Origin of the sequence: Pseudoxanthomonas mexicana (assembly GCF_046736355.1) — a bacterium.
GTDB lineage: Bacteria > Pseudomonadota > Gammaproteobacteria > Xanthomonadales > Xanthomonadaceae > Pseudoxanthomonas_A > Pseudoxanthomonas_A mexicana_B.
The window spans coordinates 531,347-557,521 of the sequence record NZ_CP157201.1; the positions used below are offsets into that span (position 1 = coordinate 531,347).

The 26,175-nt window shown below is 70.6% G+C and carries 22 protein-coding genes; 11 read left to right on the forward strand and 11 right to left on the reverse strand.

Annotation, left to right across the window (positions count from 1 at the left end; all coding sequences use genetic code 11):
* Positions 1-31 precede the first annotated feature (31 nt).
* The gene (locus AAG688_RS02315) at positions 32-922 is read left to right on the forward strand and encodes a TolB family protein (protein WP_411833760.1); all 891 of its coding nucleotides are present in this window, start codon (positions 32-34) and stop codon (positions 920-922) included.
* 9 nt (positions 923-931) lie between these two features.
* Here the strand turns inward: AAG688_RS02315 and hemB are convergent, their stop codons facing one another.
* The 3 genes from hemB to AAG688_RS02330 all read right to left on the reverse strand — a co-directional run bounded on the left by hemB (position 932) and on the right by AAG688_RS02330 (position 3,433).
* Positions 932-1,924 (reverse strand): porphobilinogen synthase, encoded by a 993-nt coding sequence (gene hemB / locus AAG688_RS02320; protein ID WP_411833761.1) that lies wholly within the window; start codon positions 1,922-1,924, stop codon positions 932-934.
* 156 nt (positions 1,925-2,080) lie between these two features.
* On the reverse strand, positions 2,081-2,329 hold the full coding sequence (locus AAG688_RS02325; protein ID WP_411833762.1) for a hypothetical protein: 249 nt from the start codon (positions 2,327-2,329) through the stop codon (positions 2,081-2,083).
* A gap of 87 nt (positions 2,330-2,416) precedes the next feature.
* On the reverse strand, positions 2,417-3,433 hold the full coding sequence (locus AAG688_RS02330; RefSeq protein ID WP_411833763.1) for a pteridine-dependent deoxygenase: 1,017 nt from the start codon (positions 3,431-3,433) through the stop codon (positions 2,417-2,419).
* 146 nt (positions 3,434-3,579) lie between these two features.
* Between AAG688_RS02330 and AAG688_RS02335 the strand changes: the two genes are divergently transcribed.
* On the forward strand, positions 3,580-4,017 hold the full coding sequence (locus tag AAG688_RS02335; protein WP_411833764.1) for a hypothetical protein: 438 nt from the start codon (positions 3,580-3,582) through the stop codon (positions 4,015-4,017).
* Positions 4,018-4,068: 51 nt separating this feature from the next.
* Here AAG688_RS02335 and AAG688_RS02340 read toward each other — a convergent pair whose 3' ends face one another.
* Both AAG688_RS02340 and AAG688_RS02345 read right to left on the reverse strand, forming a co-directional pair.
* Positions 4,069-6,294: a DPP IV N-terminal domain-containing protein gene (locus AAG688_RS02340; RefSeq protein WP_411833765.1), complete on the reverse strand. Its 2,226-nt coding sequence runs from the start codon at positions 6,292-6,294 to the stop codon at positions 4,069-4,071.
* 95 nt (positions 6,295-6,389) lie between these two features.
* On the reverse strand, positions 6,390-7,079 hold the full coding sequence (locus AAG688_RS02345) for a glutathione binding-like protein (protein WP_411833766.1): 690 nt from the start codon (positions 7,077-7,079) through the stop codon (positions 6,390-6,392).
* Positions 7,080-7,182: 103 nt separating this feature from the next.
* Between AAG688_RS02345 and AAG688_RS02350 the strand changes: the two genes are divergently transcribed.
* The 3 genes from AAG688_RS02350 to AAG688_RS02360 all read left to right on the forward strand — a co-directional run bounded on the left by AAG688_RS02350 (position 7,183) and on the right by AAG688_RS02360 (position 10,664).
* Positions 7,183-7,791 carry a TIGR00645 family protein gene (locus tag AAG688_RS02350; protein ID WP_411833767.1) on the forward strand — a complete coding sequence of 203 codons (609 nt, stop codon included), beginning with the start codon at positions 7,183-7,185 and terminating at the stop codon, positions 7,789-7,791.
* A 121-nt stretch (positions 7,792-7,912) separates the two neighbouring features.
* On the forward strand, positions 7,913-10,099 hold the full coding sequence (uvrD, locus tag AAG688_RS02355) for a DNA helicase II (RefSeq protein ID WP_411833768.1): 2,187 nt from the start codon (positions 7,913-7,915) through the stop codon (positions 10,097-10,099).
* Between the two features lie 121 nt (positions 10,100-10,220).
* Positions 10,221-10,664 (forward strand): universal stress protein, encoded by a 444-nt coding sequence (locus AAG688_RS02360; protein ID WP_411833769.1) that lies wholly within the window; start codon positions 10,221-10,223, stop codon positions 10,662-10,664.
* Between the two features lie 16 nt (positions 10,665-10,680).
* On the opposite strand, the gene AAG688_RS02365 is transcribed toward AAG688_RS02360, so the two are convergent.
* Positions 10,681-10,980, reverse strand: coding sequence for a DUF2782 domain-containing protein (locus tag AAG688_RS02365; protein ID WP_411833770.1), 300 nt, complete (start codon positions 10,978-10,980; stop codon positions 10,681-10,683).
* Between the two features lie 99 nt (positions 10,981-11,079).
* Between AAG688_RS02365 and polA the strand changes: the two genes are divergently transcribed.
* Both polA and AAG688_RS02375 read left to right on the forward strand, forming a co-directional pair.
* Positions 11,080-13,857 (forward strand): DNA polymerase I, encoded by a 2,778-nt coding sequence (gene polA / locus AAG688_RS02370; RefSeq protein WP_411833771.1) that lies wholly within the window; start codon positions 11,080-11,082, stop codon positions 13,855-13,857.
* Between the two features lie 507 nt (positions 13,858-14,364).
* A complete protein-coding gene (locus AAG688_RS02375; protein ID WP_411833772.1) occupies positions 14,365-14,847 on the forward strand; it encodes a DUF421 domain-containing protein in 483 nt (160 codons plus the stop codon).
* Positions 14,848-14,915: 68 nt separating this feature from the next.
* On the opposite strand, the gene hemF is transcribed toward AAG688_RS02375, so the two are convergent.
* From hemF to AAG688_RS02390, 3 genes are read right to left on the reverse strand one after another with little or no spacing between them, the layout of a single operon-like run.
* Complete coding sequence (gene hemF, locus AAG688_RS02380) at positions 14,916-15,845, reverse strand: oxygen-dependent coproporphyrinogen oxidase (protein ID WP_411833773.1); 930 nt, start codon at positions 15,843-15,845, stop codon at positions 14,916-14,918.
* Between the two features lie 54 nt (positions 15,846-15,899).
* Complete coding sequence (locus tag AAG688_RS02385) at positions 15,900-16,469, reverse strand: hypothetical protein (protein WP_411833774.1); 570 nt, start codon at positions 16,467-16,469, stop codon at positions 15,900-15,902.
* A complete protein-coding gene (locus AAG688_RS02390) occupies positions 16,466-18,859 on the reverse strand; it encodes a prolyl oligopeptidase family serine peptidase (RefSeq protein WP_411833775.1) in 2,394 nt (797 codons plus the stop codon). The genes AAG688_RS02385 and AAG688_RS02390 overlap by 4 nt, the downstream gene beginning before the upstream one ends.
* Before the next feature lie 164 nt (positions 18,860-19,023).
* Between AAG688_RS02390 and AAG688_RS02395 the strand changes: the two genes are divergently transcribed.
* The 3 genes from AAG688_RS02395 to AAG688_RS02405 all read left to right on the forward strand — a co-directional run bounded on the left by AAG688_RS02395 (position 19,024) and on the right by AAG688_RS02405 (position 23,128).
* A complete protein-coding gene (locus AAG688_RS02395; protein WP_411833776.1) occupies positions 19,024-19,281 on the forward strand; it encodes a YcgL domain-containing protein in 258 nt (85 codons plus the stop codon).
* Positions 19,274-22,588: an ankyrin repeat domain-containing protein gene (locus AAG688_RS02400; protein WP_411833777.1), complete on the forward strand. Its 3,315-nt coding sequence runs from the start codon at positions 19,274-19,276 to the stop codon at positions 22,586-22,588. The genes AAG688_RS02395 and AAG688_RS02400 overlap by 8 nt, the downstream gene beginning before the upstream one ends.
* A 75-nt stretch (positions 22,589-22,663) precedes the next feature.
* A complete protein-coding gene (locus AAG688_RS02405; RefSeq protein ID WP_411833778.1) occupies positions 22,664-23,128 on the forward strand; it encodes a hypothetical protein in 465 nt (154 codons plus the stop codon).
* A 258-nt stretch (positions 23,129-23,386) separates the two neighbouring features.
* Here AAG688_RS02405 and AAG688_RS02410 read toward each other — a convergent pair whose 3' ends face one another.
* Positions 23,387-24,328: an MBL fold metallo-hydrolase gene (locus tag AAG688_RS02410; RefSeq protein WP_411833779.1), complete on the reverse strand. Its 942-nt coding sequence runs from the start codon at positions 24,326-24,328 to the stop codon at positions 23,387-23,389.
* A 131-nt stretch (positions 24,329-24,459) separates the two neighbouring features.
* Between AAG688_RS02410 and AAG688_RS02415 the strand changes: the two genes are divergently transcribed.
* Entirely contained in the window at positions 24,460-25,077 is a 618-nt protein-coding gene (locus AAG688_RS02415; protein WP_411833781.1) for a hypothetical protein, read from the forward strand.
* Positions 25,078-25,158: 81 nt separating this feature from the next.
* On the opposite strand, the gene AAG688_RS02420 is transcribed toward AAG688_RS02415, so the two are convergent.
* On the reverse strand, positions 25,159-26,148 hold the full coding sequence (locus tag AAG688_RS02420) for an SDR family NAD(P)-dependent oxidoreductase (protein ID WP_411833782.1): 990 nt from the start codon (positions 26,146-26,148) through the stop codon (positions 25,159-25,161).
* Positions 26,149-26,175: the final 27 nt, after the last annotated feature.

Consider the following 26,175-nt stretch of genomic DNA (forward strand, 5'->3'; position numbering starts at 1 on the left):
ACCCCGCTGGCAATGGGAAGGCGGCGGACCGATGAAACGCGTCATCATCATGGCGGCCGTGTCTGTGGCCAGTCTAACCGCTGGCACGGCGCGGGCGCAGTTGTCCGAATACGGCATCGAAGGCATGGGCGTGGTCTCCACCCGCGCCGACGAGGGCCGCGCCAGCGTCGCGCCGGACGGCCGCCGCATCGTCTGGGACAGCGATCGCGGCGGCGGCGCGGGTGGCCGCGACCTGTGGCAGGCGGTGCTGCGCGAAGGGCGCTGGGCCGATGCGGCGCCGCTGCCGATCAATTCCCCGGCCGACGAGTCCGCCCCGTTCCTCAGCGCCGACGGCCGCTGGCTGTACTTCGTCTCCAACCGGCCCGGCGGCCACGGCGGCGGTGATCTGTACCGCGCCGCGGTGCTGGCCGAGGGCGGCTTCGGCCCGGTGGAGAACCTCGGGCCGGGCGTCAACACGCGTGGCGACGAGGCCGCGCCGACGCTGTCGCGCGATGGCCGGCGGCTGCTGTTCGCCAGCGACGGCCACGGCGGCGCCGGCGGGTTCGACCTGTTCGTCGCGCGGCGGGACGAAAGCGCCTTCGTCGAACCGCGGCCGTTGCCGGGCATCGACAGCGCGCAGGACGAAACCGACGCGGCCTGGCTGCAGGACGGCCGCGCGCTGGTGTTCGCGCGTTCGCGGGAGGCCGGGGCAGCGGTTCGCCTCCATCTGGCGCATTGCCGCGGCGGCGCGTATGCCGACGTGCAGCCGCTGGCGCTGTCGTTCAACACCGCCGAGGGCCGTACCTCGGGGCCGGTGGTCGATGCCGGCAAGCCGTCGGAACTGCTGGTCGCCGGCTCGGCGCGCGCGCCCAAGGCCGGCGGGCTCGACATCTACCGCATGCGCGCGCCGCCGGCCGATGGCGACGGCGACTGCCTGCGGTAGCGCCGCCGGTCAGCGCGCCTCGCGCAGCCAGCGCGCCGCGTCCAGCGCGAAGTAGCTGAGCACGCCGTCGGCGCCGGCGCGCTTGAACGCGGTCAGCGCCTCCAGCGTGCAGGCGCGCTCGTCGAGCCAGCCGTTGGCGTAGGCGGCCTTGAGCATCGCGTACTCGCCGCTGACCTGGTAGGCGAAGGTCGGCACGCCGAACTCCTCCTTCACCCGCCGCACCACGTCCAGGTACGGCATGCCCGGCTTGACCATCACCATGTCGGCGCCCTCGTCGATGTCCAGCGCCACTTCGTGCAGCGCCTCGTCGGTGTTGGCCGGATCCATCTGGTAGGTGTACTTGTTGCCCTTGCCGAGGTTGCCGGCGCTGCCGACCGCGTCGCGGAACGGGCCGTAGAACGCCGAGGCGTACTTGGCCGAGTAGGCCATGATGCGGGTGTGGACGAAGCCCTCGGCCTCCAGCGCCTCGCGGATCGCGCCGATGCGGCCGTCCATCATGTCGCTGGGCGCGACCACGTCGGCGCCGGCGCGCGCGTGCGACAGCGCCTGCCTGACCAGCGCCTCGACGGTGATGTCGTTGAGCACGTAGCCGGTCTCGTCGATGATGCCGTCTTGGCCGTGGGTGGTGAACGGATCCAGCGCCACGTCGGTGATCACGCCCAGCTCGGGGAAGCGCGACTTCAGCGCGCGCACCGCGCGCTGGGCCAGGCCGTCGTCGTCCCACGCGGCCTCGGCGGCCAGCGACTTGGCCTGCGGCGCGGTGACCGGGAACAGCGCCAGCGCCGGGATGCGCAGTTCGGCGGCCTGCTCGGCGACCTTCAGCAGTTCGTCGATCGACAGCCGCTCGACGCCGGGCATCGACGGCACCGCCTCGCGGCCGGCCAGTTCATGCACGAACACCGGGTAGATCAGATCGTCGGCGCTCAGCGCGTGCTCGCGCATCAGCCGGCGGGAGAAATCGTCGCGGCGCATGCGGCGCGGGCGGGTATGCGGATAGGCCATCTTCGTCTCCGGGGCAAGGCGTCCATGATACGCCTGCGCTCACGGCCGGAGCCGAGCAAGCTCGGCTCTACAACAAGTTGGGCTCTATCAATCCTTGTAGAGCCGAGCCTGCTCGGCTCGCCGCGACCGGATGCCCTGGCAAGGCGCTACACCGCATCAGATGACGCCGCCACCCAGCGCCAGCCGCGTCACCGCCACCACGATCACCACCACGTTGAGGATCAAGCCGGTCTTGGCGCGCCCGCGGCGCCCCGGCGCGGTGAGCGCGATGCCGATCGCGGCGATGATCGCGCCGACCGCGGCGAACGGGATCAGGAACCAGTTGCCCCAGCCCAGCAGCGGTATCAGCGCCAGGATCATCCACAGCATCGAGACGATGCCCCACAGCAAGCTAATCAGGCCCATGACGGTTGCGACTCCATCGGTTGCAAGGAAGGGATGGCGCAGCCATCGCGGCGCGCGCCGCCTGTATGCAGGCTGGCGGCGCCGGGGTCAAGCCTGCACGCCGTGCATGCCCTCGATCTCGACCAGCAGTTCGCGCCGGCACACGTCGGCCTGCAGCATCAGCATCGGCACCGCCGTGCCCAGCCGCGCCTGCAGCTGCGCGCGCACCGCGTCGGCGTCCTCGGCGTCGCGCACGTACACCTTCAGCCGCGAACCGGCGTCCAGGTGCGGCGACAGGCCCGGGTGCCGCTCGCGCGCGGCGGCGATCAGGCTGTCGAGGTTGGTCAGCGTCTCGTCCAGCTGCGCCTTCAGCGAATCGGCATGCCGCGAGGCGTGGCCGACGATGCTGGCGGTGCCGGACAGCAGCAGCGGCAGCCGCGGCGAGTCCGGCAGCAGCGCGCGCGCGAAGCTCGGCGACTGCGGGCCGTATTCGCGCGGATAGCGCCAGGCGCTGACCTGGCGCGGGTTCTCCAGCGGCAGCCCGGGCGTGCGCGCGGCCAGCCAGTACACCTGCAGCACGCGCTTGCCGTCGCGGCAGCCGATGGCGGTGGCGGCCGGCAGGGTGGCGGTGTCCACCTGGCCCAGCCCGCGCACCCGGCCGATGCAGAACTGGCGGTAGCGCTCGTCGTCGCCGTCGCCGTCGGTGATGGCGTCGAAGTAGTTCCAGATGCGCAGCAGGTGCGGATGGCCGCTGGCGCGCCAGAACGCGCTGGCGCGGCCGTACAGTTCCTCGGCGGTGGCGAGGATGCCGTGCTCGCCCTCGGCCAGTTCCAGCGCGCCGAACTGCAGCTCGCCGTCGCTGGCGTGGGCGATGCCGTCGTCGACCGCGCGGGCGACCGGCCCGCCGGCGCGCCAGATCTCGTACGGCGCGGCGCCGGACAGCGGCGGCAGCGGCACCCGCAGGTAGCGCGCGTCGGCCACCCGCTCGCGCGCCGGCGCCAGCGCGCCGAAGCCGAACACCGCCAGCGTCTCGGGCAGGGTCAGCAGCGAGTCCGGGGAAGGGGCATGCACGTAGTCGACGGCCAGCCGGGGCGGCCCGTGTTCGGGCCCGGGAACGGCACTCATGGCAGGCGGGCACTCGTCGGAAAGCGGAAGGAACGCATGGGTGCCAATGATAGCGCGCGCGCCATGCGCACCCGGCGTTGACGGCGGATGGGGGATATTCAGCGCGGCCGGCCGACTATGGGCCGCATCTACCGGGAGACACCGTCATGGCGCTTCGTCTTGTCGCATTCCTCGCACTGGCCATCGCCCTGGGCGGCTGCGCCAGCACTTCCAGGGTGATGCTGGGCCAGGCCCGCCCGGCCATCGACCCGGCGCAGGTGCAGGTCTACAACACCCCGCCGGCCGGCGCGATCGAGATCGCCCAGATCGAGGCGTCCAGCGCGGTCGGTTTCGGCACCCAGGGCCAGACCGACGCGGCGGTGGCCCGACTCAAGCGCGAGGCCGCCGCGCTCGGCGCCAACGGCGTGGTGCTGATGGGCGTGGGATCCAGCGGATCGCCGGTGGGCATGTCGGTCGGCGCCGGCAGCTATGGCCGCCACAGCGGCGGCAGCGTCGGGGTCGGCATTCCGACCACGCAGAAGCGCGCCGCCGGCATGGCGATCTGGGTGCCGCCGGGCGCGCAGCCGGCGCCGGGCAATCCCTGATCCGTCTTGCCGACGGGCGCGATGGCGACCGCCGGTGGGATCATCGGCGCATCAGCGCTTCAGGCAGCGATCGAAGAAGCGCTCGGTCAGCCGGTAGCGGTGCAGCAGGTCGGCCCCGCGCAGGCCGTGCTTGGCGCCGGGATAGGTCATCAGCTCGAACGGCCGCGCGCGCTTCTGCAGCTCGCCCATCACCTGCGTGCTGTTGGTGAACAGCACGTTGTCGTCGGCCATGCCGTGGATCAGCAGCAGCGGCGAGGTCAGCCCGTCGAGGTGGGTGAACGCGCTGGCCTCGCGGTAACCTTTGACGTTGGCCGCGGGCAGGTTCATGTAGCGCTCGGTGTAGTGGGTGTCGTACAGCGCCCAGTCGGCCACCGGCGCGCCGGCCGCGCCGCAGGCGTAGGCGTCGCTATGCTTGGCCAGCAGCATCAGCGTCATGTAGCCGCCGTTGGACCAGCCGTACACGCCGATGCGCGCCGGATCGACGAACGGCTGCGACTTCAGCCATTCCACGCCGCGCAGCTGGTCGTCCACCTCCACCGTGCCCTGGCGGCCGTACAGCGCGCCGCCGAAGGCCGCGCCGCGGCGCGGGGTGCCGCGGTTGTCCAGCGAGAACACCACGTAGCCCTGCTGGGCCAGGTACTGGTTGAACAGCGCGTCGCTGCGGCCGGGCCAGGCGCGGGTGACGGTCTGCGCGGCCGGGCCGCCGTAGACGAACACCACCACCGGGTAGCGCTTGCCCGCGTCGAACCCGGCCGGCCGGATCAGGCTGTAGTGCAGCGGGGTGGCGCCGTCGGCGGCGGTCAGCGTGCCGTACTCGACCGGGCGGTGGGCGTCGCGGTAGCGCGCGTACGGGTGATCCGGCGCGGCCGGATCGTTGGCCAGCAGCGTGGCCAGTTTTTCGCCATCGGCGCGGTATAGCTCGATCTGCGGCGGCGTCTGCGGATTGGACCAGCTGTCGACGTAGACGCTGGCGTTGCGCGCGAAGGTGGCCGCGTGCACGCCCGGCTTGCGGGTCAGCCGCCGGATCTCGCCGCCGGCCAGCGGCACGGCGTAGACGTGGGTCTCGGTGGCGCCGTCGCGGGTGCCGCTGAAATAGACGGTGCCGGCGTCCTGGTCCACCGCCAGCAGCGCGTCGACCACCCATTCGCCAGCGGTCAATGGCGTCAGCGTGGCGCCGTCCTCCGAGGCCAGGTAGAGGTGCTCGTAGCCGCTGCGCTCCGAGCCCCAGAGGAAGCGGCCGTCGGCAAGGAAGCGCAGGTTGTCGTGCAGCGGCACCCAGGTCGCGCTGGTCTCGGTGATCAGCGTGCGCTGCTTGCCGGTGGCCAGCGTGGCTTCGATCAGCTCGAGCTTCTTCTGGTCGCGCGACTGGCGCTGGAAGGTCAGCCGCTGCGGATCCCGCCAGTCCACCCGCGCCAGGTAGATGTCGGTCTCGGCGCCCAGGTCCACCCAGCGCGCCTTGGCGCCCTGGCGCGGCGCGATCACGCCGAGGCGGACGGCGACGTTGGGATCGCCGGCGGCCGGATAGCGCTGCTCGACGACCTCGGTGCGATCCGGGTAGACCTCGTAGCGCTTCTGCACCGGCACCCGGCTCTCGTCGATGCGGGCGAAGGCGATCGCCGAGTCGTCCGGTGCCCACCAGTAGCCGGTGTGGCGGCCCATCTCCTCGTCGGCGACGAACTCGGCCACGCCGTTGCCGATGGCGCCGCCACCGTCGCCGGTGAGCCGGATCTCCTTGCCGCTGGCCAAGTCGATGACCCACAGGTCGCGGGCGCGGATGAAGCTGACGTAGCCGCCCTTCGGCGAGATCTTCGGATCGGTGGCGAAGCCGCCGCCGCGGGTGAGCTGGCGCACCGCATCCTGGCCGGACTTGCGCAGGTCGTAGAGGTACAGCTCGCCGCCCAGCGGGAACAGCAGCGACTTGCCGTCCGGCGCCCAGTGGTAGGCGACGATGCCGCTGCGGCCGGCGATGCGCTGGCGCTCGCGGCGCGCCTTCTCCTCGTCGCTGAGCACCTCCTCGCCCGGCAGCAGCACCGCCGAATCGACCAGCATCCGCGTCTGCGCGGCGGCGACGTCGTATTCCCACAGGTCCAGGCGGTTGCCGTCGCTGTCCTTGCCGCGCAGGAAGGTCACCCGCGAACCGTCCGGCGCGATGCGCGGCTGCGCCAGCGACGGCCCGGCCAGCGGCGTGCTGGCGGTGATGGCTTCCAGGGTCAGTTTCTCGGCGTGGACGTTCGGGGCGGTGAGCATGAGGGCGAGGGTGGCGATCAGCGTGCGCATGGGTTTCCTGGCGATGGCATTCGTTCGCGGGCGTGGACCGGCGACTTTATCGGATGTGGCGCGGGGGGTGGCGCGGCCTGCGCCGCCCCGGCGGGTCAACGCGGGCCGAACAGGTGCCTGCGCGCCTCCTCGTCCAGCGGCTTGCCGGCGTCGGGGTTGACCTGGTCCTTCAGCGCATAGGCGCGTTGCGTGGCCGGTCGCGCGGCGATCGCGTCGTGCCAGCGCTTGAGGTGCGGGAATGCCGGGTAGTCGGGCTTGAGCGCGTCGTAGGCCTCGATCCACGGGTAGCTGGCCATGTCGGCGATGCCGTATTCGTCGCCGGCCAGGTATGCGTGCCGCGACAGGCGCTGGTCGATGACGCCGTGCAGGCGGCGTACCTCGTTGCCGTAGCGGTCGATGGCGTACGGGATCTTCTCCGGCGCATAGACGTTGAAATGGCCCATCTGCCCGCTCATCGGCCCCAACCCGGCCACCTGCCAGAACAGCCATTCCAGCGCCGCGACCCGGCCACGCGCATCGGCGGGAAGGAAGCGGCCGGTCTTCTCGGCCAGGTACAGCAGGATCGCGCCGGACTCGAACACGCTGATCGGCACGCCGCCATCGGCCGGGGCGTGGTCGACGATCGCCGGCATCTTGTTGTTGGGCGAGACGGCCAGGAATGCCGGCTGGAACTGCTCGCCCTTGCCGATGTCGACCGGCTTGATCGCGTAGTCCAGCCCGGCCTCCTCCAGGAACAGGGTCACCTTGTGGCCGTTGGGCGTGGGCCAGTAGTACAGGTCGATCATGGCGGTCTCCCGGCGAAAACGGCAGTGTAGCCCCGCGCTCCATCTTGGCAGTGCCATCGCCGGCCGCTACCCTGCCGCGTCCCCCGCAAACACCGTCCCGTCCATGACCCAGCCTTCCCCCGGCCGCCTCGGCTTCCTGCCCAACCTGATCTTCGCCTCGCGCTGGCTGCAGCTGCCGCTGTACCTGGGCCTGATCTTCGCGCAGGCGGTGTATGTCTGGCAGTTCGGCGTCGAACTGGTCCACCTGGTGCACCAGGTGTTCCTCAACGGCGACCAGGCCGCGCAGGCCGCCGCCCTGGCCGAGGGCGGGCCGACCGCCGAGGTGGCGATCATGCTGATCGTGCTCGGCCTGATCGACGTGGTGATGATCTCCAACCTGCTGGTGATGGTGATCGTCGGTGGCTACGAGACCTTCGTCTCGCGGCTGAACCTGGAAGGCCACCCGGACCAGCCGGAGTGGCTCAGCCACGTCAACGCCTCGGTGCTGAAGGTCAAGCTGGCGATGGCGATCATCGGCATCTCCTCCATCCACCTGCTCAAGACCTTCATCGAGGTGGGCGACCTGGGCCAGCCCGGCAGCAAGTTCACCGAGGCCGGGGTGATGTGGCAGACCATCATCCACATCGTGTTCATCCTCTCGGCCATCGGCATCGCCTGGACCGACAAGCTGATGACCCACGGCGCCAGCAAGCGCGAGCACGCCGCGGATTGAGGCCTCTTGGTGGGAGCGACGTGAGTCGCGACGAGGCTTTCATGGGAAAGCCCATCGCGACTCACCCGTGCCGGCATGCCGGCACGACTCCCACAGGGACGGGCTCCTGTAAAATGCCGCGGTGGATGTCTCTCACCTGCTCGATCACCTGAACCCCGCCCAGCGCGAGGCCGTTTCCGCGCCGCCCGGCCACTACCTGGTGCTGGCCGGCGCCGGCTCCGGCAAGACCCGCGTGCTGACCCACCGCATCGCCTGGCTCAACGAAGTCCACGGCGTGCCGACCCACGGCATCTTCGCGGTGACCTTCACCAACAAGGCCGCCGGCGAGATGCGCCACCGCGCCGACCTGCAGCTGCGCAACGGCAGCCGCGGCATGTGGATCGGCACCTTCCACGGCCTGGCCCACCGCCTGCTGCGCCTGCACTGGCAGGACGCGAAGCTGCCGGAAGGCTTCCAGGTCATGGACAGCGACGACCAGCTGCGGCTGGTCAAGCGGGTGGCGCAGGCGCTGGAGCTGGACGAGGCGCGCTACCCGCCCAAGCAGATCGTCTGGTGGATCAACCAGCAGAAGGACGAGGGCCGGCGGCCGCAGCACATCCAGCCCGAGCCGCGCGACGAGTGGACCGAGACGCTGCGCCAGGCCTACGCCGCCTACCAGGAGCGTTGCGACCGCGCCGGCCTGGTCGACTTCGCCGAGCTGCTGCTGCGCGCGCACGAGCTGCTGCGCGACAACGCCGCGCTGCTGGCGCACTACCGCGCGCGCTTCCGCGAGATCCTGGTCGACGAGTTCCAGGACACCAACGCCATCCAGTACGCCTTCGTGCGCGTGCTGGCCGGCGATTCCGGGCGCGTGTTCGTGGTCGGCGACGACGACCAGGCCATCTACGGCTGGCGCGGCGCGCGGGTGGAGAACGTGCAGCGCTTCCTCAAGGACTTCCCCGGCGCGCAGACCATCCGGCTGGAGCAGAACTACCGCTCCAGCGCCAATATCCTGAGTGCCGCCAACGCGGTCATCGCGCACAACCCCGACCGCATCGGCAAGCAGCTGTGGACCGACAGCGGCGACGGCGACCCCATCGACCTGTACGCGGCCTACAACGAGATGGACGAGGCGCGCTACGTCATCGAGCGCATCCGCCAGTGGGTGCGCGACGGCGGCAGCCACGGCGAGGCGGCGGTGCTCTACCGCAGCAACGCGCAGTCGCGCGCGTTCGAAGAGGCGCTGATTGCCGAGCAGATGCCGTACCGCGTCTACGGCGGCATGCGCTTCTTCGAGCGCGCCGAAATCAAGGATGCGCTGGCCTACCTGCGGCTGATCGCAAACCGTGCCGATGATGCGGCGTTCGAGCGCGCGGTCAACACCCCCACCCGCGGCATCGGCGATCGCACGCTGGACGAGGTGCGCCGCTGCGCGCGCGCGCAGTCGCTGTCGCTGTGGGAAGCGGCGATGTCGTGCACGCAGGCAGGCGAACTGGCCGGGCGCGCGCGCAACGCGCTGGCCGGCTTCGTCACGCTGATCAACACGCTGGCCGGCGAGACCGCGCAGATGGAACTGAAGGAGCGCATCGACCACGTGCTGATGCGATCGGGCCTGCGCGATCACTGGGCCAGGGAGAGCCGCGGCGGGCTGGATTCGGAATCGCGCATCGAGAACCTGGACGAACTGGTGTCGGTGGCCTCGCGCTTCACCCGTCCCGACGAGGACGAGGAAAGCCAGGGCATGACCGAACTGGTCGCCTTCCTCGCCTACGCCTCGCTGGAGGCTGGCGAAGGCCAGGCGCAGGCCGGCGAGGACGGCGTGCAGCTGATGACGCTGCATTCGGCCAAGGGGCTGGAATTCCCGCTGGTGTTCCTGGCCGGGCTGGAGGACGGGCTGTTCCCCAGCGCGCGCTCCATCGAGGAAAGCGGGCGGCTGGAGGAGGAGCGCCGGCTGGCCTACGTCGGCATCACCCGCGCGCGGCAGAAGCTGGTGCTCAGCTACGCCGAGTCGCGCCGCATCCACGGCATGGACAACTACAACGTGCCGTCGCGCTTCCTGCGCGAGATCCCGCGCGAGCTGCTGCACGAGGTGCGGCCCAAGGTGCAGGTGTCGCGGCCGGCCTCGCTGGGCGCGCCGCGCAACCTCGGCCATGCCGCGCTGGAAGCGCCCGCGCTCAAGCTCGGCACCAGCGTCGTGCATCCCAAGTTCGGCAGCGGCGTGGTCACCGACTACGAGGGCAGCGGCGCGCACGCGCGCGTGCAGGTCAACTTCGACAACGACGGCAGCAAGTGGCTGGTGCTGGCCTACGCCAACCTGCAGCCGGCCTGACAAGTCCTCCATCCGCCGGCATGGCCGAAACGCCGGGCGACGGACGGCGGTGCGCCGGCCATGCCGGCCGCGGCCGCCCGTGTCATGCTGTCGTCATCGCGACAGTGGAAGGAGACGGACGATGTACAGGCGCATCCTGATCGCCATCGATGGTTCCGAGCTGGCCGCGCGCGGCCTCGAGCACGGCCTGGCGCTGGCCACGCAGTTGCAGGCGGAAGTGGCGGTGGTCACCGTCAGTGAGCCGCCGATCAGCGGCTACGAGGACGCGCTGGGCGGGCCGGCGTTCGCCCTGCTGCCCGAATACCAGCGCGCGCAGGAGGCGACCGCGACGCGGGTATTGCAGTCGGCGCGCGATGCCGCCGCCGCCGCCGGCATCACCGCCGAGACCGTGCACGTGCCCAACCGCTACGCCGCCGATGGCATCATCGAGACCGCCGAGCAGCGCGGCAGCGACCTGATCGTGATGGCCTCGCACGGCCGCCGCGGGCTCGGGCGGCTGGTGCTGGGCAGCCAGGTCAGCGAGGTGCTGGCGCGCAGCGGCATCCCGGTGCTGGTCATCCGCTGAGCGCGGCGGCTGCGCCTCACCAGCCGTAGAGCTTCCAGTACACGGGCGACACGTCGCCGGGTCCCTTGCTCTTGTCCAGCCGGCCGTCGCCGTTCTCGTCGATCAGGTAGTAGGGCGCGCCGCGCACCGGCGTGACCTTGACCATGCGCAGTTGGCCGCCGACGCGGTATTCCTCGATCACGTCGCCGTTGGCCTCGGTGCGCACGGCGACCTGCGCGTTGGCCAGGTCCACGCCCGGATCCGGCGTGCCGGTCGCACAGGCCGCCAGGACCGGCAGCAGGAGGAACAGTGCACAACGCAGCGTCTTGCCGGACATGGCGGACTCCAGACAGGTTCGGGTGTGGGGCGATTATGCGCCCGTGGCGCCGTCGCGGGGCGTGACGCCGGTCGCCGGGCCGGCGCGTAGAATGATCGGATGACCCGACTCGTCCTGATCGATGGCTCCAGCTATCTCTATCGCGCCTTCCACGCGCTGCCGCCGCTGAGCAACGCGCAGGGCGAACCGACCGGCGCGCTGTTCGGCGTGGTCAACATGCTGCGCGCCACGCTGAAGGAACAGCCCGACTACGTCGCCTTCGTCGTCGACGCGCCCGGCAAGACCTTCCGCGACGATCTCTACCCGCAGTACAAGGCCAACCGCCCGCCGATGCCCGACGAACTGCGCGCGCAGGTCGAGCCGATGTGCGCGATCGTCGAGGCGCTGGGCATCGGCATCCTGCGCGAGCCCGGCGTCGAGGCCGACGACGTGATCGGCACGCTGGCCCTGCAGGGCGCGGCCGACGGCATCGCGGTGACCATCTCCACCGGCGACAAGGATTTCGCCCAGCTGGTGCGCCCGGGCATCGAGCTGGTCAACACGATGACCGGCAGCCGGATGGATTCGGACGCGGCGGTGATCGAGAAGTTCGGCGTGCGCGCCGGCCAGATCGTCGATCTGCTCGCGCTGATGGGCGACACCATCGACAACGTGCCCGGCGTGGACAAGTGCGGCCCCAAGACCGCGGCCAAGTGGCTGGCCGAATACGGCAGCCTCGACGGCGTGATCGCCGCCGCGCCCGCAATCAAGGGCAAGATCGGCGACAACCTGCGCGCTGCGCTGCCGCGCCTGCCGCTCAACCGCGAACTGGTCACCATCAAGACCGACGTCGCGCTGGCCGGCGGTCCGCGCACGCTGTCGCTGCGGGCGCGCGACGTCGAGGCGCTGCGCACGCTGTACCAGCGCTACGGCTTCACCCAGGCGCTGAAGGAACTCGATGGCGCATCCACCGGCGCGCCCGCGCCCGTGGCCGGCGCGGAGACCGCCTACAGCGTGCGCGGCACCGCCGCCGGCTATGCCCGGGGTGGTACGGCCACCGTGGAGGCGCCCGATGCCGCGCTGTCCGCGCCCGGCCAGTACGAGGCCATCCTGACCGGCGAGCAGCTCGACCGCTGGCTGCAGCGCCTGCGCGCGGCCGCGGCGTTCGCCTTCGACACCGAGACCGACTCGCTGGACGCGCTGCGCGCCAACCTGGTCGGCATGAGCTTCAGCGTCGAGAGCGGCCAGGCCGCCTACCTGCCGCTGGCGCACGACTACGCCGGCGCGCCGGCGCAGATCGATCGCGCCGCCGCACTGGACGCGCTGCGGCCGCTGCTGGAGGACGCGGGCAAGCGCAAGATCGGCCAGCACGGCAAGTACGACCTGCACGTGATGCGCCGCCACGGTGTCGAGGTGCGCGGCTACCACGACGACACCATGCTGGAGAGCTTCGTGCTCAATTCCACCGCCAGCCGCCACGACATGGACTCGCTGGCACGCCGCTACCTCGGCTACGAGACGATCAAGTACGAGCAGGTCGCCGGCAAGGGCGCCAAGCAGATCCCGTTCTCGCAGGTGGCCATCGAGGACGCCACCCGCTACGCCGCCGAGGACGCCGACGTCACCCTGCGCCTGCACGAAACGCTGGCGCCGCGGCTGGCGGCCGAACCGGCGCTGGAGCGCGTGTACCGCGAGATCGAGATGCCGCTGGTGCCGGTGCTGGCGCGGATGGAGGCCAACGGCGTGCGCATCGACGCCGAGGAACTGCGCCGGCAGAGCGCCGACCTGTCGCGGCGCATGCTGGCCGCGCAGCAGAAGGCGACCGAGTTGGCCGGGCGCGCGTTCAACCTCGATTCGCCCAAGCAACTGTGCGCGCTGCTGTTCGAGGAACTGAAGCTGCCGGTGATGGTGAAGACGCCGACCGGCCAGCCCAGCACGAACGAGGAAGCGCTGGAGGCGATCGCCGACCAGCACGAGCTGCCGCGCGTGATCCTCGAGTACCGCGGCCTGGCCAAGCTGCGCAGCACCTACACCGACAAGCTGCCGGAGATGGTCAATCCCGACAGCGGCCGCGTGCACACCAGCTACCATCAGTCCGGCGCGGCGACCGGGCGGCTGTCCTCGTCCGATCCCAACCTGCAGAACATCCCGATCCGCACCGACGACGGCCGCCGCATCCGCAAGGCCTTCGTCGCCCCGCCGGGCCGCAAGCTGATCGCCTGCGACTACTCGCAGATCGAACTGCGCATCATGGCGCACCTGTCCGGCGACCCGGGCCTGGTGCGCGCGTTCGAGGCCGGCGCCGACATCCACAAGGCCACCGCCGCCGAGGTGTTCGGCCGTCCCATCGACGAGGTCACCGCCAGCGAGCGCCGCGCCGCCAAGGCGATCAACTTCGGCCTGATGTACGGCATGAGCGCGTTCGGGCTGGCGCGCAACCTCGGCATCTCGCGCGGCGAGGCGCAGGACTACGTGGCGCTGTACTTCAGCCGCTACCCGGGCGTGCGTGACTTCATGGAGCGGATGCGCCAGCAGGCGCGCGAGCAGGGCTACGTGGAGACGCTGTTCGGCCGCCGCCTCTACCTCAACGACATCCACGCGCGCAGCCAGAACCTGCGCGCCGGCGCCGAACGCGCGGCGATCAACGCGCCGATGCAGGGCACCGCCGCCGACATCATCAAGCGCGCGATGATCACCGTGGACGCCTGGCTGGCCGAACACCGCGATCGCGCGCTGATGCTGATGCAGGTGCACGACGAACTGGTGTTCGAGGCCGACGAGGACTTTGTGCCGACTTTGCTCGTTCACGCCAAGGCGCTGATGTCGTCGGCGGCACAACTCAATGTTCCACTGGTGGTCGACAGCGGCGTCGGCGACGACTGGGATCAGGCGCATTGAACCCAGTTGCGCGGCCAACCCGTTTCCACTCAAACACTTGCCGCAGATGTCGGGGGTAGTCATTCATGTACCCGCAGGTTCAGTAAATGAATCCGCCCTAAATATCACGGTTTATTAACCGTTTGCTTCACGATCTGTCCATGTTGGAAGTGTTTTCATAGCCCTCGACAGATGCAACGTCTGTCGCTGATCTCTCCCATCCCCTGGAGCGATCTACCGGAACGGCGACCCCTCCCCAGGTTTCCGTTCCCCTGGCCCCGCCGACCTCCCCCTGGTCCGCGGGGCTTTTTATTGGCCTGCCATCAGAAGGTGGGATCACCGGGCCGAAGTCGAGCGGCCATCATCCCCTTCCCGGTGGGAGCGACGTCAGTCGCGACAGGGGGCGCCGGGAAAGCCGCGTCGCGACTGACGTCGCTCCCACGGCGGGCCAACCGAGGAAGGTGCGTTGACGCAAGGGTGACGCGGCCTGGCCTAGCGTGGCCGCATACCCGCCGGGAGCGAACGGCCATGTCGGACCTGCTGGAACTGGCGATGCCCTGGTGGGAGTTCGTGCTCCGCGCCGTCGCCGTCTACTTCATCCTGCTGGTGATGCTGCGCCTTTCCGGCAAGCGCACGGTCGGACAGTTCACCCCTTTCGATCTGCTGGTGGTGGTGCTGCTCGGCACGGCGGTGCAGAACTCGCTGATCGGCGAGGACGTCTCGCTGCTCGGCGGCATGATCCTGGCCGCCACGCTGATCGGCTGCAACTGGCTGGTGGGATTCGCGACCGCGCGCAGCCGCAGGCTCGATCATCTCGCCCAGGGCAGCCCGGTGCTGCTGGGCCGTGACGGGGAATTGTTCCAGGAGGTGCTGCGCCGGCAGAACATCGCCCGCGCCGACGTGGACGAGGCGCTGCGCGACAATGGTCTCGAAGACCTGTCGGCAGCGGCCCTGATCACCCTGGAAGTGGACGGCACCATCACCGTGGTGCCCCGCAAGGGCAAGGCCTGAACCGGCGTTCCGGATTGCGGCGGCGGCTTGCCCGCCTGCGGCGCCATTGCCGCATCGCGTCCCGGGGTTCAGCCCAGCTCCGCCAGCCAGTCGCGCGGCCGCAGGTAGTCCTGCAGGCGCGCCTCGGCGCTGCCCGGCGCCGGCGCGTGGCCGTATTCCCAGCGCACCAGCGGCGGCAGGCTCATCAGGATGCTCTCGGCGCGGCCGCCGCTCTGCAGGCCGAACAGCGTGCCGCGGTCGTAGACCAGGTTGAACTCGACGTAGCGGCCGCGCCGGTAGAGCTGGAACTGGCGCTCGCGCTCGCCGTAGGGCGTGTCCTTGCGACGCTCGACGATGGGGAGCCAGGCGTCGAGGAAGCCGTCGCCGACCGCGCGCAGGTAGCCGAAGTCGCGCCCGAAATCCTCGCCCAGATCGTCGAAGAACAGCCCGCCGACGCCGCGCGTCTCGTCGCGATGCTTCAGGAAGAAGTACTCGTCGCACCAGCGCTTGTGGGCGTCATAGCGCGCCTGCCCGCCGAACGGTTCGCACAACTCGCGTGCGGTGCGGTGCCAGTGCAGCACGTCCTCGTCGAACGGATAGAACGGGGTGAGGTCGAAGCCGCCGCCGAACCACCAGGCAACCGTCTCGCCATCGCGCTCGGCGCGGAAGTGGCGCACGTTGGCGTGGGTGGTCGGCAGGTAGGGGTTGCGTGGATGGAACACCAGCGACACGCCGACCGCGCGCCACGACGCCCCGGCCAGCTCCGGACGATGCGCGCTGGCCGAAGGCGGCAGCCTGCTGCCGGAGACGTCGGAGAAGCCGATGCCGGCCTGCTCGAACACCGCGCCGTCGCGCAGCACGCGGGTGCGCCCGCCGCCCGCGAGCGCGGTGCCGGCCTGCGCGTCGCGGGTCCACGCATCCTCGCGGAAGCGGGCCTGCCCATCGGCGGCCTCGATGGCGGCGCAGATACGGTCCTGGAGATCGGCCAGGTAGTCACGGACGGGGGAGATGTCGTTCATGCCGTTATTCTAGCGGCCCGCCGCCACGCTTCCCCAATCCCCAATCCCCGTTTCTCAGCGAAACTCCGCCCGCACCGCCGGCGTGCACAGCTTGTGGATCACCCAGGCATGCAGCACGGCGAACGCCAGCGCGGTGACGATGCTGCTGGCCAGCGCGATGCTGCGGTTGACGAGCATCTGCTGTTCGAACTGCGCCATCTCCGGCGTGCCGGCCAGGCTGTCCGGGAAGATCGACTGCATCGCGTCGAACATCTGCGCGACCAGCAGCACGCCGGCGAAGTTGCCCAGCGCGGTGACGGCGAGGAAGGCGATGAACAGCAGCCGGCCCCATTCACGCCGCCGCAGCAGCCCCCACGCGCTGATCAGGAACACCAACGACATCGCCAGGCCCGCCAGCGACAGCACGGGCAGGTGGTCCAGCAGCCAGCGCATCGATGCCGGCATCAGCAGCCCGGTCTCCTCGAAGAAGCCGGCGATGCCGTCGACCGGCAGCACCACGGCCACCGCCAGCTGCGCCAGCGAGTACAGCACCGCCGCCACGGCCAGCAGCAGAGAGATCTTCGCCAGCGGGGTGACGAAGCCGCCGCGGCGCGTCGGCGACAGCGGCGGCGGCAGGCTGCTCATCGCGCTTCACCGGCGGCAGGCGGCGGGTTGAGCCGGCGCTCGAACAGCCTCAGCACGCGCTTGTACTGGTCCAGCCAGGAGTCGGCGCGCACGTAGCCGTGGCGTTCCAGCGGGTACGAGGCCAGTTCCCAGTCGTCCTTGTGCAGCTCGATCAGCTTCTGCGCCAGCACCACCGAGTCCTTGTAGAACACGTTGTCGTCGATCATGCCGTGGGCGATCAGCAGGTGGTCCTGCAGGCCTTCGGCGTACTCGATCGGCGAGGAGGCGCGGTAGGCCTCGGGATCGACCTCGGGCGTGTTGAGGATGTTGGACGTGTAGGAATGGTTGTACTGGGTCCAGTCCACCACCGGCCGCAGCGCCGCGCCGGCCTTGAACACGCCGGGCTTGCGGAACAGCGCCATGAAGGTCATGAAGCCGCCGTAGGAGCCGCCATAGATGCCGACGCGCTCGCGATCGCCCTGGCGCTGCTCGACCAGCCAGTCCAGCCCGTCCAGGTAGTCCTCCAGCTCCGGGTGGCCCATGTTGCGGTAGATCGCGGTGCGCCAGTCGCGGCCGTAGCCCTCGCTGGCGCGGTAGTCCAGGTCCAGCACGATGTAGCCGCGCTGCACCAGCAGGTTGTGGAACATCTGCTCGCGGAAGTAGGCCGGATAGCGCTGATGCACGTTCTGCAGGTAGCCGGCGCCGTGGACGAACATCACGATCGGGTACTTCCTGCCCGGTTCCCGCGTGTCCGGGCCGTAGTACTTGCCCCAGACGGCGCCGGCGCCGTGCTTCGACGGCACCTGCACGATCTCCGGCTGGATCCACTCGCGCGCCTTGAACGCGGCGCTGCGGGTGTCGGTCAGCGCGCGCGCGCGGCCGTCCAGGCCGACCACCGACAACTGCGGCGGCAGGTAGCTGCGCGAATGGCGCACCAGCAGGTTGGCGCCATCGGGCGAGAGCGAGAAGTCCTCCACGCCGTCCAGCGCGGTCACCTCGCCGATCCGGTCGCCATCGAGATCGAGCCGGCAGACCTCGTAGTCCACCGGCGCGGCGCGGTTGCACACGAAGAAGAAGCTGCGCCCGTCGGCGCCGACCACCGGCGAGGAGACTTCCCAGCGCCCGCGCGTGCGCTGGACGGGCCTGCCCGCGCCTTCCTGCGTGTACAGGTGCGACCAGCCCGATTCCTCCGACAGCAGCCACAGCGTGCGGTTGTCCGGCAGCCAGCCGAACTCGTTGAAGCCCCAGTTGATCCAGGCCGGGTCGGTCAGCCGGTGGCGCGGCTGCAGCTGCGCGCGCTCCAGGTCGACGCTGGCGATCCAGCGGTCCTTGTTGTCCACCGCGTGGATCTGCACGGCGACCTGGCGGCCGTCGTCGCTCCAGGCGATCGCCGCGCCGCTCTCGTTCTCCACGCGCACGTCGCGGTTGCCCTTCAGCGCGTCCTTGCCGGCAGCCTTGCGCAGGGCCGCCAGCGGATCGGCGGCGATGCCGGGCAGGGCGTCGAACTTGATCTCGCGCACGCCGCCGGCGTCCACGTCGACCAGCCACAACTGGTGCGCCGGCGGCGCGTTGCGGCCGACGCGGGTGCGCACTTCCTGGAATTCCTCGTAGCCCGACTCGGTGACGTACTTCGGCATCCGCCCGCCCTGGCCCTCGTCGGCGTTCTTGCGGCGGGTCACCACCAGCGCGTGGCGGCCGTCCGGCGACAGCGCGCCGTCCTCGATGCGGACCTCCTCGCCCAGGTAGATCGGCGCCGGCGCGCGGGTCGGGTCGGCCTTGCGCCAGGCTTCGTCCTGCTTGCGTGCGGCCTCGCGCTGCTCGCGGTCGCGCGCCAGCGTGGCGATCGTGCGCAGCTGCTGCTCGCGCAGCGCGTCGGGCTTGGGATCGGCGGCCGGATCCTTCTCGGCGCGCAGGATCGCGATCTGGGCGATGCCGCCCTGCGGCGACCAGTGCAGCCAGGTCGAGCCGCTGCGCCAGATCACGCCGCCGTCGGTGGCGAAGCGCGGCTGCGTCTCGACCTCGGCGGTGCGGGTGAGCTGGGTCAGCGCGCCGCTGCGCAGGTCGCGCAGGAACACGTCGCCGTTGCGCACGAACAATGCCCGCTGGCGCTGCGCGTCGTAGACCGGGTTGGCGGTGTCGAGCCGGCCGCGCTGGGCGTCCTCGACGCGCGCGCCGGCGCCGCCGCCGTCGATCGCCTGCTCGTAGCTGTCGCGGATCAGGCTGCCCTCGCGCTTCAGCTCGTATTGCACGTGCTGGCCGTCCCAGGCCCACCAGGCGCGCTCGACCGGCGCGCCGATCCAGTCCGGGTCGGCCATCACCTGTTCGATGGTTAGCGGTGGAACGGGCTGGGCGTGGGCGGAAGGAGCCAGCCATGCCAGCGGCAGGAACAGGGCGACGAGGGCAGGACGCATCGGGTTACCGTTATTGCCATGTGAAGCGCGCAGCGTACCAGCCTTGCGCGCGCTTCCGGGCCGGCCACAGGTCATGCCGCGCAACGCGCGCGCGGGTTTCGCGGGCCGGGCGTTTCCTCCACAATCCCCGCCTGTCCCCCGACCCGCAGGCGCAGTACGCGCGGATGCAAGCCTACGTCTACAAGAGCCAGCGCAAGCCGGATACCTTCCTGTACCTGGCCCGGCGCGACGATTTCGACAGCGTGCCCGCGCCCTTGCGCGAACCGCTGGGAGCGCTGGGCTTCGTGCTGGAAGTGGCGCTGACGCCGGAACGCCGTCTGGCGCGCGAGGACGCCGCGGTGGTACGGCGCAACCTGGTCGAGCGCGGTTTCCATATCCAGTTCCCCCCTTCGCCGCTGCCGGCACGGCAGGACGATGCCTGAGCGTTCCGTCTCCTCGTCGTCGCGGCAAGCCGCGCTGATCGCGCTGGCGGCCGGCCTGGCGCTGGCCGCGTCGGCCCTGGCCGGCGGCATCGCCGCGGCCGCCGGCGCGTGGCTGGCGCAGCCGGCGCTGGCGCTGGCGGTGTCCTGGCATGCCGGCACCCGGCCGTGGTCCGGGGATCGGCGCGCGCTGCGCGCGGAGGCCGGCGGCTTGGCGCTGATGTGGGGCGCGGCGCTGGCGCTGTGCGCGCTGCTGGTCGCCTGGCCGCTGGCGGCGCTGCGCGGCAGCGGTTCGCTGATGGCCGCGCTGGGCCTGAGCGCGGCGCTGGCGGTGGCCGTCATCGGGCTGTGGCGGACCTGGCCGCTGTGGCACGGCATGGAGCGCGACGGCGGCACGCTGGGCTGGCACCTGCGCGCGCTGGCCGAGCGCGAGTTCCATGCCTGGCGCGGGCTGGGCGTGGCGATGCTGGCGCTGCTGATCCTCGCCGCCGGGCTGGCGCTGGCATGGCCGGGCCTGCTGCCGGCCTCGGCGCGCGTCTACGTGGCCATCGTCTACGCGCTGGCGCTGCCGGGACTGCACCTGGCCTTGCAGCGCGTGTCTGCCGCCGACGGCCTGCCGGTGATCGACATGCCGCAGCCGGCCGCGACGATGACGGCGCCGGCCGGCATCGATGCGGCGGCGCGCGAGGACGACCTGGAGCTGGCGCTGTTCGAGGCCGCGCGCGGCGGCCGGGTCGAGCGCGCGCTGGAACTGATCGACGCCGGCGCCGATCCGCACGCGCTGCCGCTGCCGGAATGGCGCGACCAGCGCAGCCTCGGCGTGCTGGCGGCGGTGCTGCCGGACCTGCGCCTGCTGCGCACGCTGATCGCGCGCGGGGTGGACGTCAACCAGGCCCACGCCGGGATGACGCCGCTGCTGGCCGCCACCCGCGACAGCTGGCACGGCCGGCCCGACGCGGTGACCACGCTGCTGGCCAACGGCGCCGATCCGCGCGTGGCCGACGCCGACGGCAACACCCCGCTGCACCATGCCGCGCGCAGTTCCGATCCCGGCGTGGTCGCGCTGTTGCGCGATGCCGCCGCCGACATCGACGCGATCAACCAGGAAGGCCTGACCCCGCTCGGGGTGGCCTGCGGCGCAGGCAACTGGCGGCTGGCCAAGTTCCTGCTCGAACGCGGCGCTCGGCCCGAGCCGCCGGGCGCGCAGCCGGTGCTGCTGGCCGCCGCGGCCACCGAGGAGGACGACCCGGCCGGCGTGCAACTGCTGCTGCGGCACAAGGCGCGGGTGGACGCGCGCGACGCCGCCGGCCACAGCGCGCTGCACGCGGCCGCGCGCGCCGGCCATGCCGAGATCGTCGAGAAGCTGCTCGCCGCCGGCGCCCAGGTCGAGGCGCGCGACGGCGAGGGCCGCACGCCCTGGCTCGACGCCGCCCACGGCGGCCGCATCGCGGTGCTGGAAAAGCTGGCCGAGGCCGGCGCCGACCGGCAAGCGCACGACGCGCAGCAACGCAATGCGTTGATGCACGCCTGCCAGGGCGAGGGCGCCTCGCCGGCGCTGATCCGGCGCCTGCTGGAATGGGGCGTGGATGCGCAGGCGGCCGACGCGCAGGATCGCCGCGCGGCGGATCTGGCCGCCAGCGCCGGCCGCTGGACGCTGGTGTCGCTGCTCGATCCGGCCTACCCGTTGCCGCTGGCGGTGCGCGCCGGCGAGGACGAAGAAGCGCGCGTGGCCGACCACCGGCCGCCGGCCGCGCTGCTGCGCGAAGGATTGCTGGCCGGCCGCGACGAGAGCATGGCCGCGCTGGCGGCGCTGTGCCCGCCCGGGGAACTGGGCGCGCTGCTGCACGATGCGGCGCTGCGCATGGCGCCGGCGCGCATCGAATGGTTGCTGCGCCACGACGCGCCTGCCGAAGTGCCGGATGCCGACGGCGACACGCCGGTGTTCGCGCTGCTGGCCTCGGGCACCGATGCGCTGGCGACGTTGCGGGTGCTGCTGGCGCGCGGCGCATCGCCGGCCGGCGCGGGCGGACTGGCGCGCTTCCTCGCTGCCTGCGCGCAGAACAGTGCCGACGCCGCGCAGGCCGAGCCGTTCGCGCTGGAACTGCTGGAACGCGGCGCCGATCCGTTCGGCGCCTCGCCGCAGGGCGATCCGCCGCTGTCGCTGGCGGTGCGGCTGGGCTGGTCGCGCCTGCTCGATCGCCTGCTCGATCTCGGCGTCGACCGCGAGGCGCGCGACGGTCACGGCATGAGCGCGCTGCACTTGGCAGCCGCGCTCGGCCGCGAGCCGGCGATCAGGCAGCTCATCGCCAAGGGCGCCTCGCCCGCTTCGCGCGCCGCCGACGGGCAGACCCCGCTGGGCGTGGCGCTGGCCAGCGGCCGCCGCGATCTGGCCGACTGGCTGGACTGGCATGGCTGGCCATTGCCGCAGCGCGCGCTGCGCCCGTCCGACCTGCCCGCCGCGGCGATGGCCGGCGATGCCGGCGCGGTGCGGCGATTGCTGGACCTCGGTTTCGCCGTCGACGCACAGGACGCGCAGGGTTGCACCGCGCTGCTGCGCGCGGCCGGCGGCGGCCATCGCGCCACCGTCGATCTGCTGCTCGCGCACGGCGCCGATCCGCAGCACGCGGCCAACACCGGCGCCACCCCGCTGTCGGCGGCGGTGAGCATGCGCCAGGGCGAGATCGTCGATGCGCTGCTGGCCGCCGGCGCGCAGATCGAGCAGCGCCTGCCCGGCGGCGTCACCGTGCTGATGCTGGCCGCCGCATTGGGCCTGCCGGACATCGCCGCGCGCCTGCTCACCGCCGGCGCCGACGTGCATGCCGGCGACGCGCAGGGCCTGACCCCGCTGCACTGCGCGGCGCTGTACGGCTTCACCGCGCGCGACCGCCCGCGCCTGCTGGCGCTGCTGGACACGCTGCTGCTGTCCGGCGCCGAATCCGAACGGCTCGCCGCCGGCGCGGTGACGCCGCTGCTGCTGCTGCTCGGCGCGCGCGCCGAGCCCGGCACCGCCTGCGACGAGCAGGTCGTCCTGGCCGGCCTGGAACGGCTGCTCGACGAGGAGGCCTTGCTGGACGTGCGGGATCCGCGCGGCTTCGGCCCGCTGCACCTGGCCTCCCTGCACGGCCTGCTGGCGGTGGTGCAGCGGCTGCTGCGCGCCGGCGCCGATCCGGACCTGCGCGATGCGCTCAACCGCAGTCCGCGCGATATCGCGGTGATGCGCGGCTTCGTCGACGTCGCTGCGCAGTTCGTGCCGGCCACGCCCGGCGCGGGCGCGTCGATGGCGCGCTTCCTGCGCGAGCCGCGCAAGTAATGTATGCCTTGGATTTGCAGGACTTATCACGGTGCCGTGACAAATACAGGAATGGCTTGGAATGAGGTTGCCGCAATGAAGAAGGGATTAACTTTCGCGATTCTGATGTTTTGCCCGTTCTTGGTTTTGGAGGCGGCCAATCCAAAGGCTGAAGACGAGGTTTTTGAAATGAATGGAATATGGATCGGGCAGCCATTAAGGGATGCTCGTGAAAGGCTGCCCTCCTTGAACTGCGAGAATTCCTGCATTGCCGATAATCAATACTTCATGAAAAAGCCTGGGCGCCTCTGGGCAGGACTCAAGGACGGAAAGATAGACCAGCTTGCATTCAGGTTCCGCCCAGTCCTCGCTGATGGGGCGATAGATGAAGTGAGGTCATCCATCATAAAAAAATATGGTGAGCCTTCAGGCAATCTCGGATTCAGGAATTGCGACGAATGGAAGGCGCATGGTGGTTTCTTGGTATTGTGTCTGACTGATGAGGTATCGCACGCCATGTGGAGCAATGAATCTCGGATGGATGCCAACAGCGGTCGTTGAAGAAGGCAAGGCTGCTTGTATGGGCGCGGATTGCAACAAGAACGCTTCGCTATGCGAGGCGTTTTTGTTGAATGAAGCAGTGGATCAACGCGTCATCTGAATAACTCGTCGCTGGACTCGGTGTTCTTCATCTTGCTGAACAGGAATTCCATCACCGCGATCTCGTCCATCGCGGCTGGGCCGATAGAGTGGACGATTATCGGTCCGCACCCGCCGGGATTCCTGCCCTCCATCGCGTGCGTCGTCGTCGTGGTCCGCTCAGTGCTCGGGAACCCAGGCGAAGCCGTCGTCCCTGGCCTCGACGCGTCCCAGGCCGGGATAGGGGAAATGCACGGCGTAGACGCGCAGCCTTTCGTCGGCCGCGCGTTGCAGCAGCGCACGCCGGCTGGCCTGCGCCAGCGGCGCGTCCTGGTCGAACTGCACGGTCCACTCCGGGCGCTGCACCGAGATCACGTGGTGGTGCGCCGTGTCGCCGAGGTAGAGCAGGCGTTCGTCGCCCGACACGATCTCGTAGGCGCTGTGCCCGGGCGTGTGCCCGTCGACGGCCACCGCGTTGACCACGCCCGGCACGATCGCCGCGCCGGGCTGGAAGGCCACGACCTTCGGCGCGATCGCGGCGGCCAGCGTGGCGGCCTGCGCGTCGTTGCGCAGGGATTCCCATTCCGGCGCCGAGAGGTGCACGGTGGCGTTCCCGAATGCCAGTGCGCCATCGGCGGTCAGCAGGCCACCGACGTGATCCTGGTGCCGGTGCGAGATGAAGATGTCGGTGACCTGCGCCGGCTCGACGCCGGCCGCGCGCAGCGAGTCCGGCAGGCGGCCGGCGCGCGCGAACGAGGCGTCCGCCGAGCCGGTGTCGAACAGCAGCACGCGCTCACCGCTGCGGACCAGCAATGGCTGCAGGCTCAGGTGCAGCACGTCGGTGGGCTGTCCCGCCGCGGCCAACAGCGCGTTCACGTCGGCGATCGATTGGCCGACGGCGAAGGTCTTGCCGTCGTTGGCGATCTCGATGTCGCCATCCTTCAGCGCGTAGGCATCGAGTGTGCCGATGCGGAAATGCAGGGCGTCGGCGTTGGCCGGCTGCAGTGCGGGAGGCGCGGCCGCGGGCGCCTCGATCGTGGTGGATTGCGGCTGCGAGCACCCGGAAAACATCGCGCCGGCCAGGAGCGCGACAGCCAGGGTGGAAAGTCGGGTGCAGTTCATGGCGGATCTCCGGGACGCAAGAAGGAAGGACACAGCGCCATGCAGACTCGGCCGGCGCACGGCTTGGCCAGCGTATAGGCGGCGCGGTCGGCCAACAAGCGATGCGCTTGCGGCGCGGAAGGAACCTGCCGATGGCATTGGCACCTCCTTCACGCGATCGGTGGCACTTTTACGGCACGCAATGGCGGATCCATGAGGTACCAGAGGTGATGTCGATCGCAAGCCACGCCCGGTACGGCCCGTCGCTGGACGGCACGCGTGTGCTGATATCGTTCACGCTGAACCGCTACATCGTCGACCATCTGCTGCGGACGATGCGGCATTTCGATCTGGATCTGGATTCGGTGGTCATCTGGAGCCTGCTGGCCCAGTTGAACGTCGTCCACCTGATACCCCCGGGCGCCACCCCGGACGTGGTGCTGGGCGAGGACGGGCATCTGGTGAGGGAGGGCCGCGACATGCGCGCGATGCGCCTGCGCGATCTGGAGCAGATATCGCTGCTGCCAAGGGAGACCATCCGGCGCAAGCTGGCAAAACTGGAGGAGCGGGGACTCGTGTGCCGGACCGATGCGGGCTGGACGATGGCACAGTTGTACGTCGACGAGAATGTCAGGCAGTTCGTCCACGAGCAGGCCAAGCGTGCGTCGGTACTGTGCAAGGAGTTGAACCGCATCCTGTCCTGCAGCGAAGGCCTGGCCGACAGGCCGGTGATGAAGGCTCCCTCCCGCGGCGACCGCGCCGCCGGATGAAGGTGGTGGCCTGCGGTCTGGCAGGCCTTCCGTTTCTTTCGCCGCCCGGACCGGGCCGTGCGCCGTGGCCAATCTGCCTGATCAGTAGGCGGTGTAGCCGCCATCGGTGGCATACAGCGCGCCGGTCAGGTTGGAGGCTTCTTCCGAAAGCAGGAACAGCATCACCGCCACCTGTTCCCACGCGGTAGCGCCGCGCTTGTGCGAATCGGTGGCCTGCAGGAGGCTGTCGATCTTCATCAGGCCCACCTGCGGCATCCCCTTCGATTCGCGCGCACGCGCGGTGAGCAGGGCCTTGGCGCGCTCGTACATGGGAGTCTCGGTGGTCGCCATGTTCACGGAATTGACGCGGATGCCGTACACGGAATAATCGATGGCGGCCGAGCGGGTGAGGCCGCTGACGGCATGCTTGCTGGCCGAGTACGCGCAGGTGCCGCCGAAACCGATCAACCCGGCCACGGATCCCACGTTGACGATGGCGCCGCCGCGGCGTTGCGCCACCAGTTGCCGCAGCTCGGCGCGCATGGACTTGAACACGCCGGTCGCGTTGGTGCGCAACACCTTTTCCCAGTATTCATCGCTGGCCTGGTGCACGGACTGGAATATCAGATCCTTCTGCCTGGCGTAGTCGACCGGTTCGCCGGGGAAGACCGCATCCATCACGCCGGCATTGTTCAACGCCAGGTCGAGCCCGCCGAAGTCTTCCACCGCGACCTGCACCATCCTGTCGCAGGTCCGCGTATCGCCCACGTCGCCGTACACGAAGCGTGCCTGCCCGCCTTCCCGGCGGATGGCCTCCACCACGGCTTCGCCCTCGTCGCGGATCCAGTCCACGCCCACCACGTTGGCTCCCTCGCGCGCGGCGCGGATTGCCGCGGCGCGCCCCATGCCGCGGGCGCAGCCGGTGACGATCAGGGTCTTGCCCTTGAAGCGGCCGGGGAGGAAGAAATCCGGGTCTAGCGGCTTCACGTCCACCTCGCCGATGCCTTTCCCGCCACCGCCGGTGGTGCCCGAAGCGGCGGCCGCCGTTGCGCTGGCCATCGTGCCGGTGGCCAGCGCAACGGCCGTGGCCATGGTCATGCCTTTGAGTATTTCTCTGCG

Coding starts and splice junctions, on each gene's coding strand:
- AAG688_RS02315 (WP_411833760.1), top strand. CDS start 32: ATGAAACGCGTCATCATCATGGCGGCCGTGTCTGTGGCCAGTCTAACC.
- hemB (WP_411833761.1), bottom strand. CDS start 1,924: ATGGCCTATCCGCATACCCGCCCGCGCCGCATGCGCCGCGACGATTTC.
- AAG688_RS02325 (WP_411833762.1), bottom strand. CDS start 2,329: ATGGGCCTGATTAGCTTGCTGTGGGGCATCGTCTCGATGCTGTGGATG.
- AAG688_RS02330 (WP_411833763.1), bottom strand. CDS start 3,433: ATGAGTGCCGTTCCCGGGCCCGAACACGGGCCGCCCCGGCTGGCCGTC.
- AAG688_RS02335 (WP_411833764.1), top strand. CDS start 3,580: ATGGCGCTTCGTCTTGTCGCATTCCTCGCACTGGCCATCGCCCTGGGC.
- AAG688_RS02340 (WP_411833765.1), bottom strand. CDS start 6,294: ATGCGCACGCTGATCGCCACCCTCGCCCTCATGCTCACCGCCCCGAAC.
- AAG688_RS02345 (WP_411833766.1), bottom strand. CDS start 7,079: ATGATCGACCTGTACTACTGGCCCACGCCCAACGGCCACAAGGTGACC.
- AAG688_RS02350 (WP_411833767.1), top strand. CDS start 7,183: ATGACCCAGCCTTCCCCCGGCCGCCTCGGCTTCCTGCCCAACCTGATC.
- AAG688_RS02360 (WP_411833769.1), top strand. CDS start 10,221: ATGTACAGGCGCATCCTGATCGCCATCGATGGTTCCGAGCTGGCCGCG.
- AAG688_RS02365 (WP_411833770.1), bottom strand. CDS start 10,980: ATGTCCGGCAAGACGCTGCGTTGTGCACTGTTCCTCCTGCTGCCGGTC.
- polA (WP_411833771.1), top strand. CDS start 11,080: ATGACCCGACTCGTCCTGATCGATGGCTCCAGCTATCTCTATCGCGCC.
- AAG688_RS02375 (WP_411833772.1), top strand. CDS start 14,365: ATGTCGGACCTGCTGGAACTGGCGATGCCCTGGTGGGAGTTCGTGCTC.
- hemF (WP_411833773.1), bottom strand. CDS start 15,845: ATGAACGACATCTCCCCCGTCCGTGACTACCTGGCCGATCTCCAGGAC.
- AAG688_RS02385 (WP_411833774.1), bottom strand. CDS start 16,469: ATGAGCAGCCTGCCGCCGCCGCTGTCGCCGACGCGCCGCGGCGGCTTC.
- AAG688_RS02390 (WP_411833775.1), bottom strand. CDS start 18,859: ATGCGTCCTGCCCTCGTCGCCCTGTTCCTGCCGCTGGCATGGCTGGCT.
- AAG688_RS02395 (WP_411833776.1), top strand. CDS start 19,024: ATGCAAGCCTACGTCTACAAGAGCCAGCGCAAGCCGGATACCTTCCTG.
- AAG688_RS02400 (WP_411833777.1), top strand. CDS start 19,274: ATGCCTGAGCGTTCCGTCTCCTCGTCGTCGCGGCAAGCCGCGCTGATC.
- AAG688_RS02405 (WP_411833778.1), top strand. CDS start 22,664: ATGAAGAAGGGATTAACTTTCGCGATTCTGATGTTTTGCCCGTTCTTG.
- AAG688_RS02410 (WP_411833779.1), bottom strand. CDS start 24,328: ATGAACTGCACCCGACTTTCCACCCTGGCTGTCGCGCTCCTGGCCGGC.
- AAG688_RS02415 (WP_411833781.1), top strand. CDS start 24,460: ATGGCATTGGCACCTCCTTCACGCGATCGGTGGCACTTTTACGGCACG.
- AAG688_RS02420 (WP_411833782.1), bottom strand. CDS start 26,148: ATGGCCACGGCCGTTGCGCTGGCCACCGGCACGATGGCCAGCGCAACG.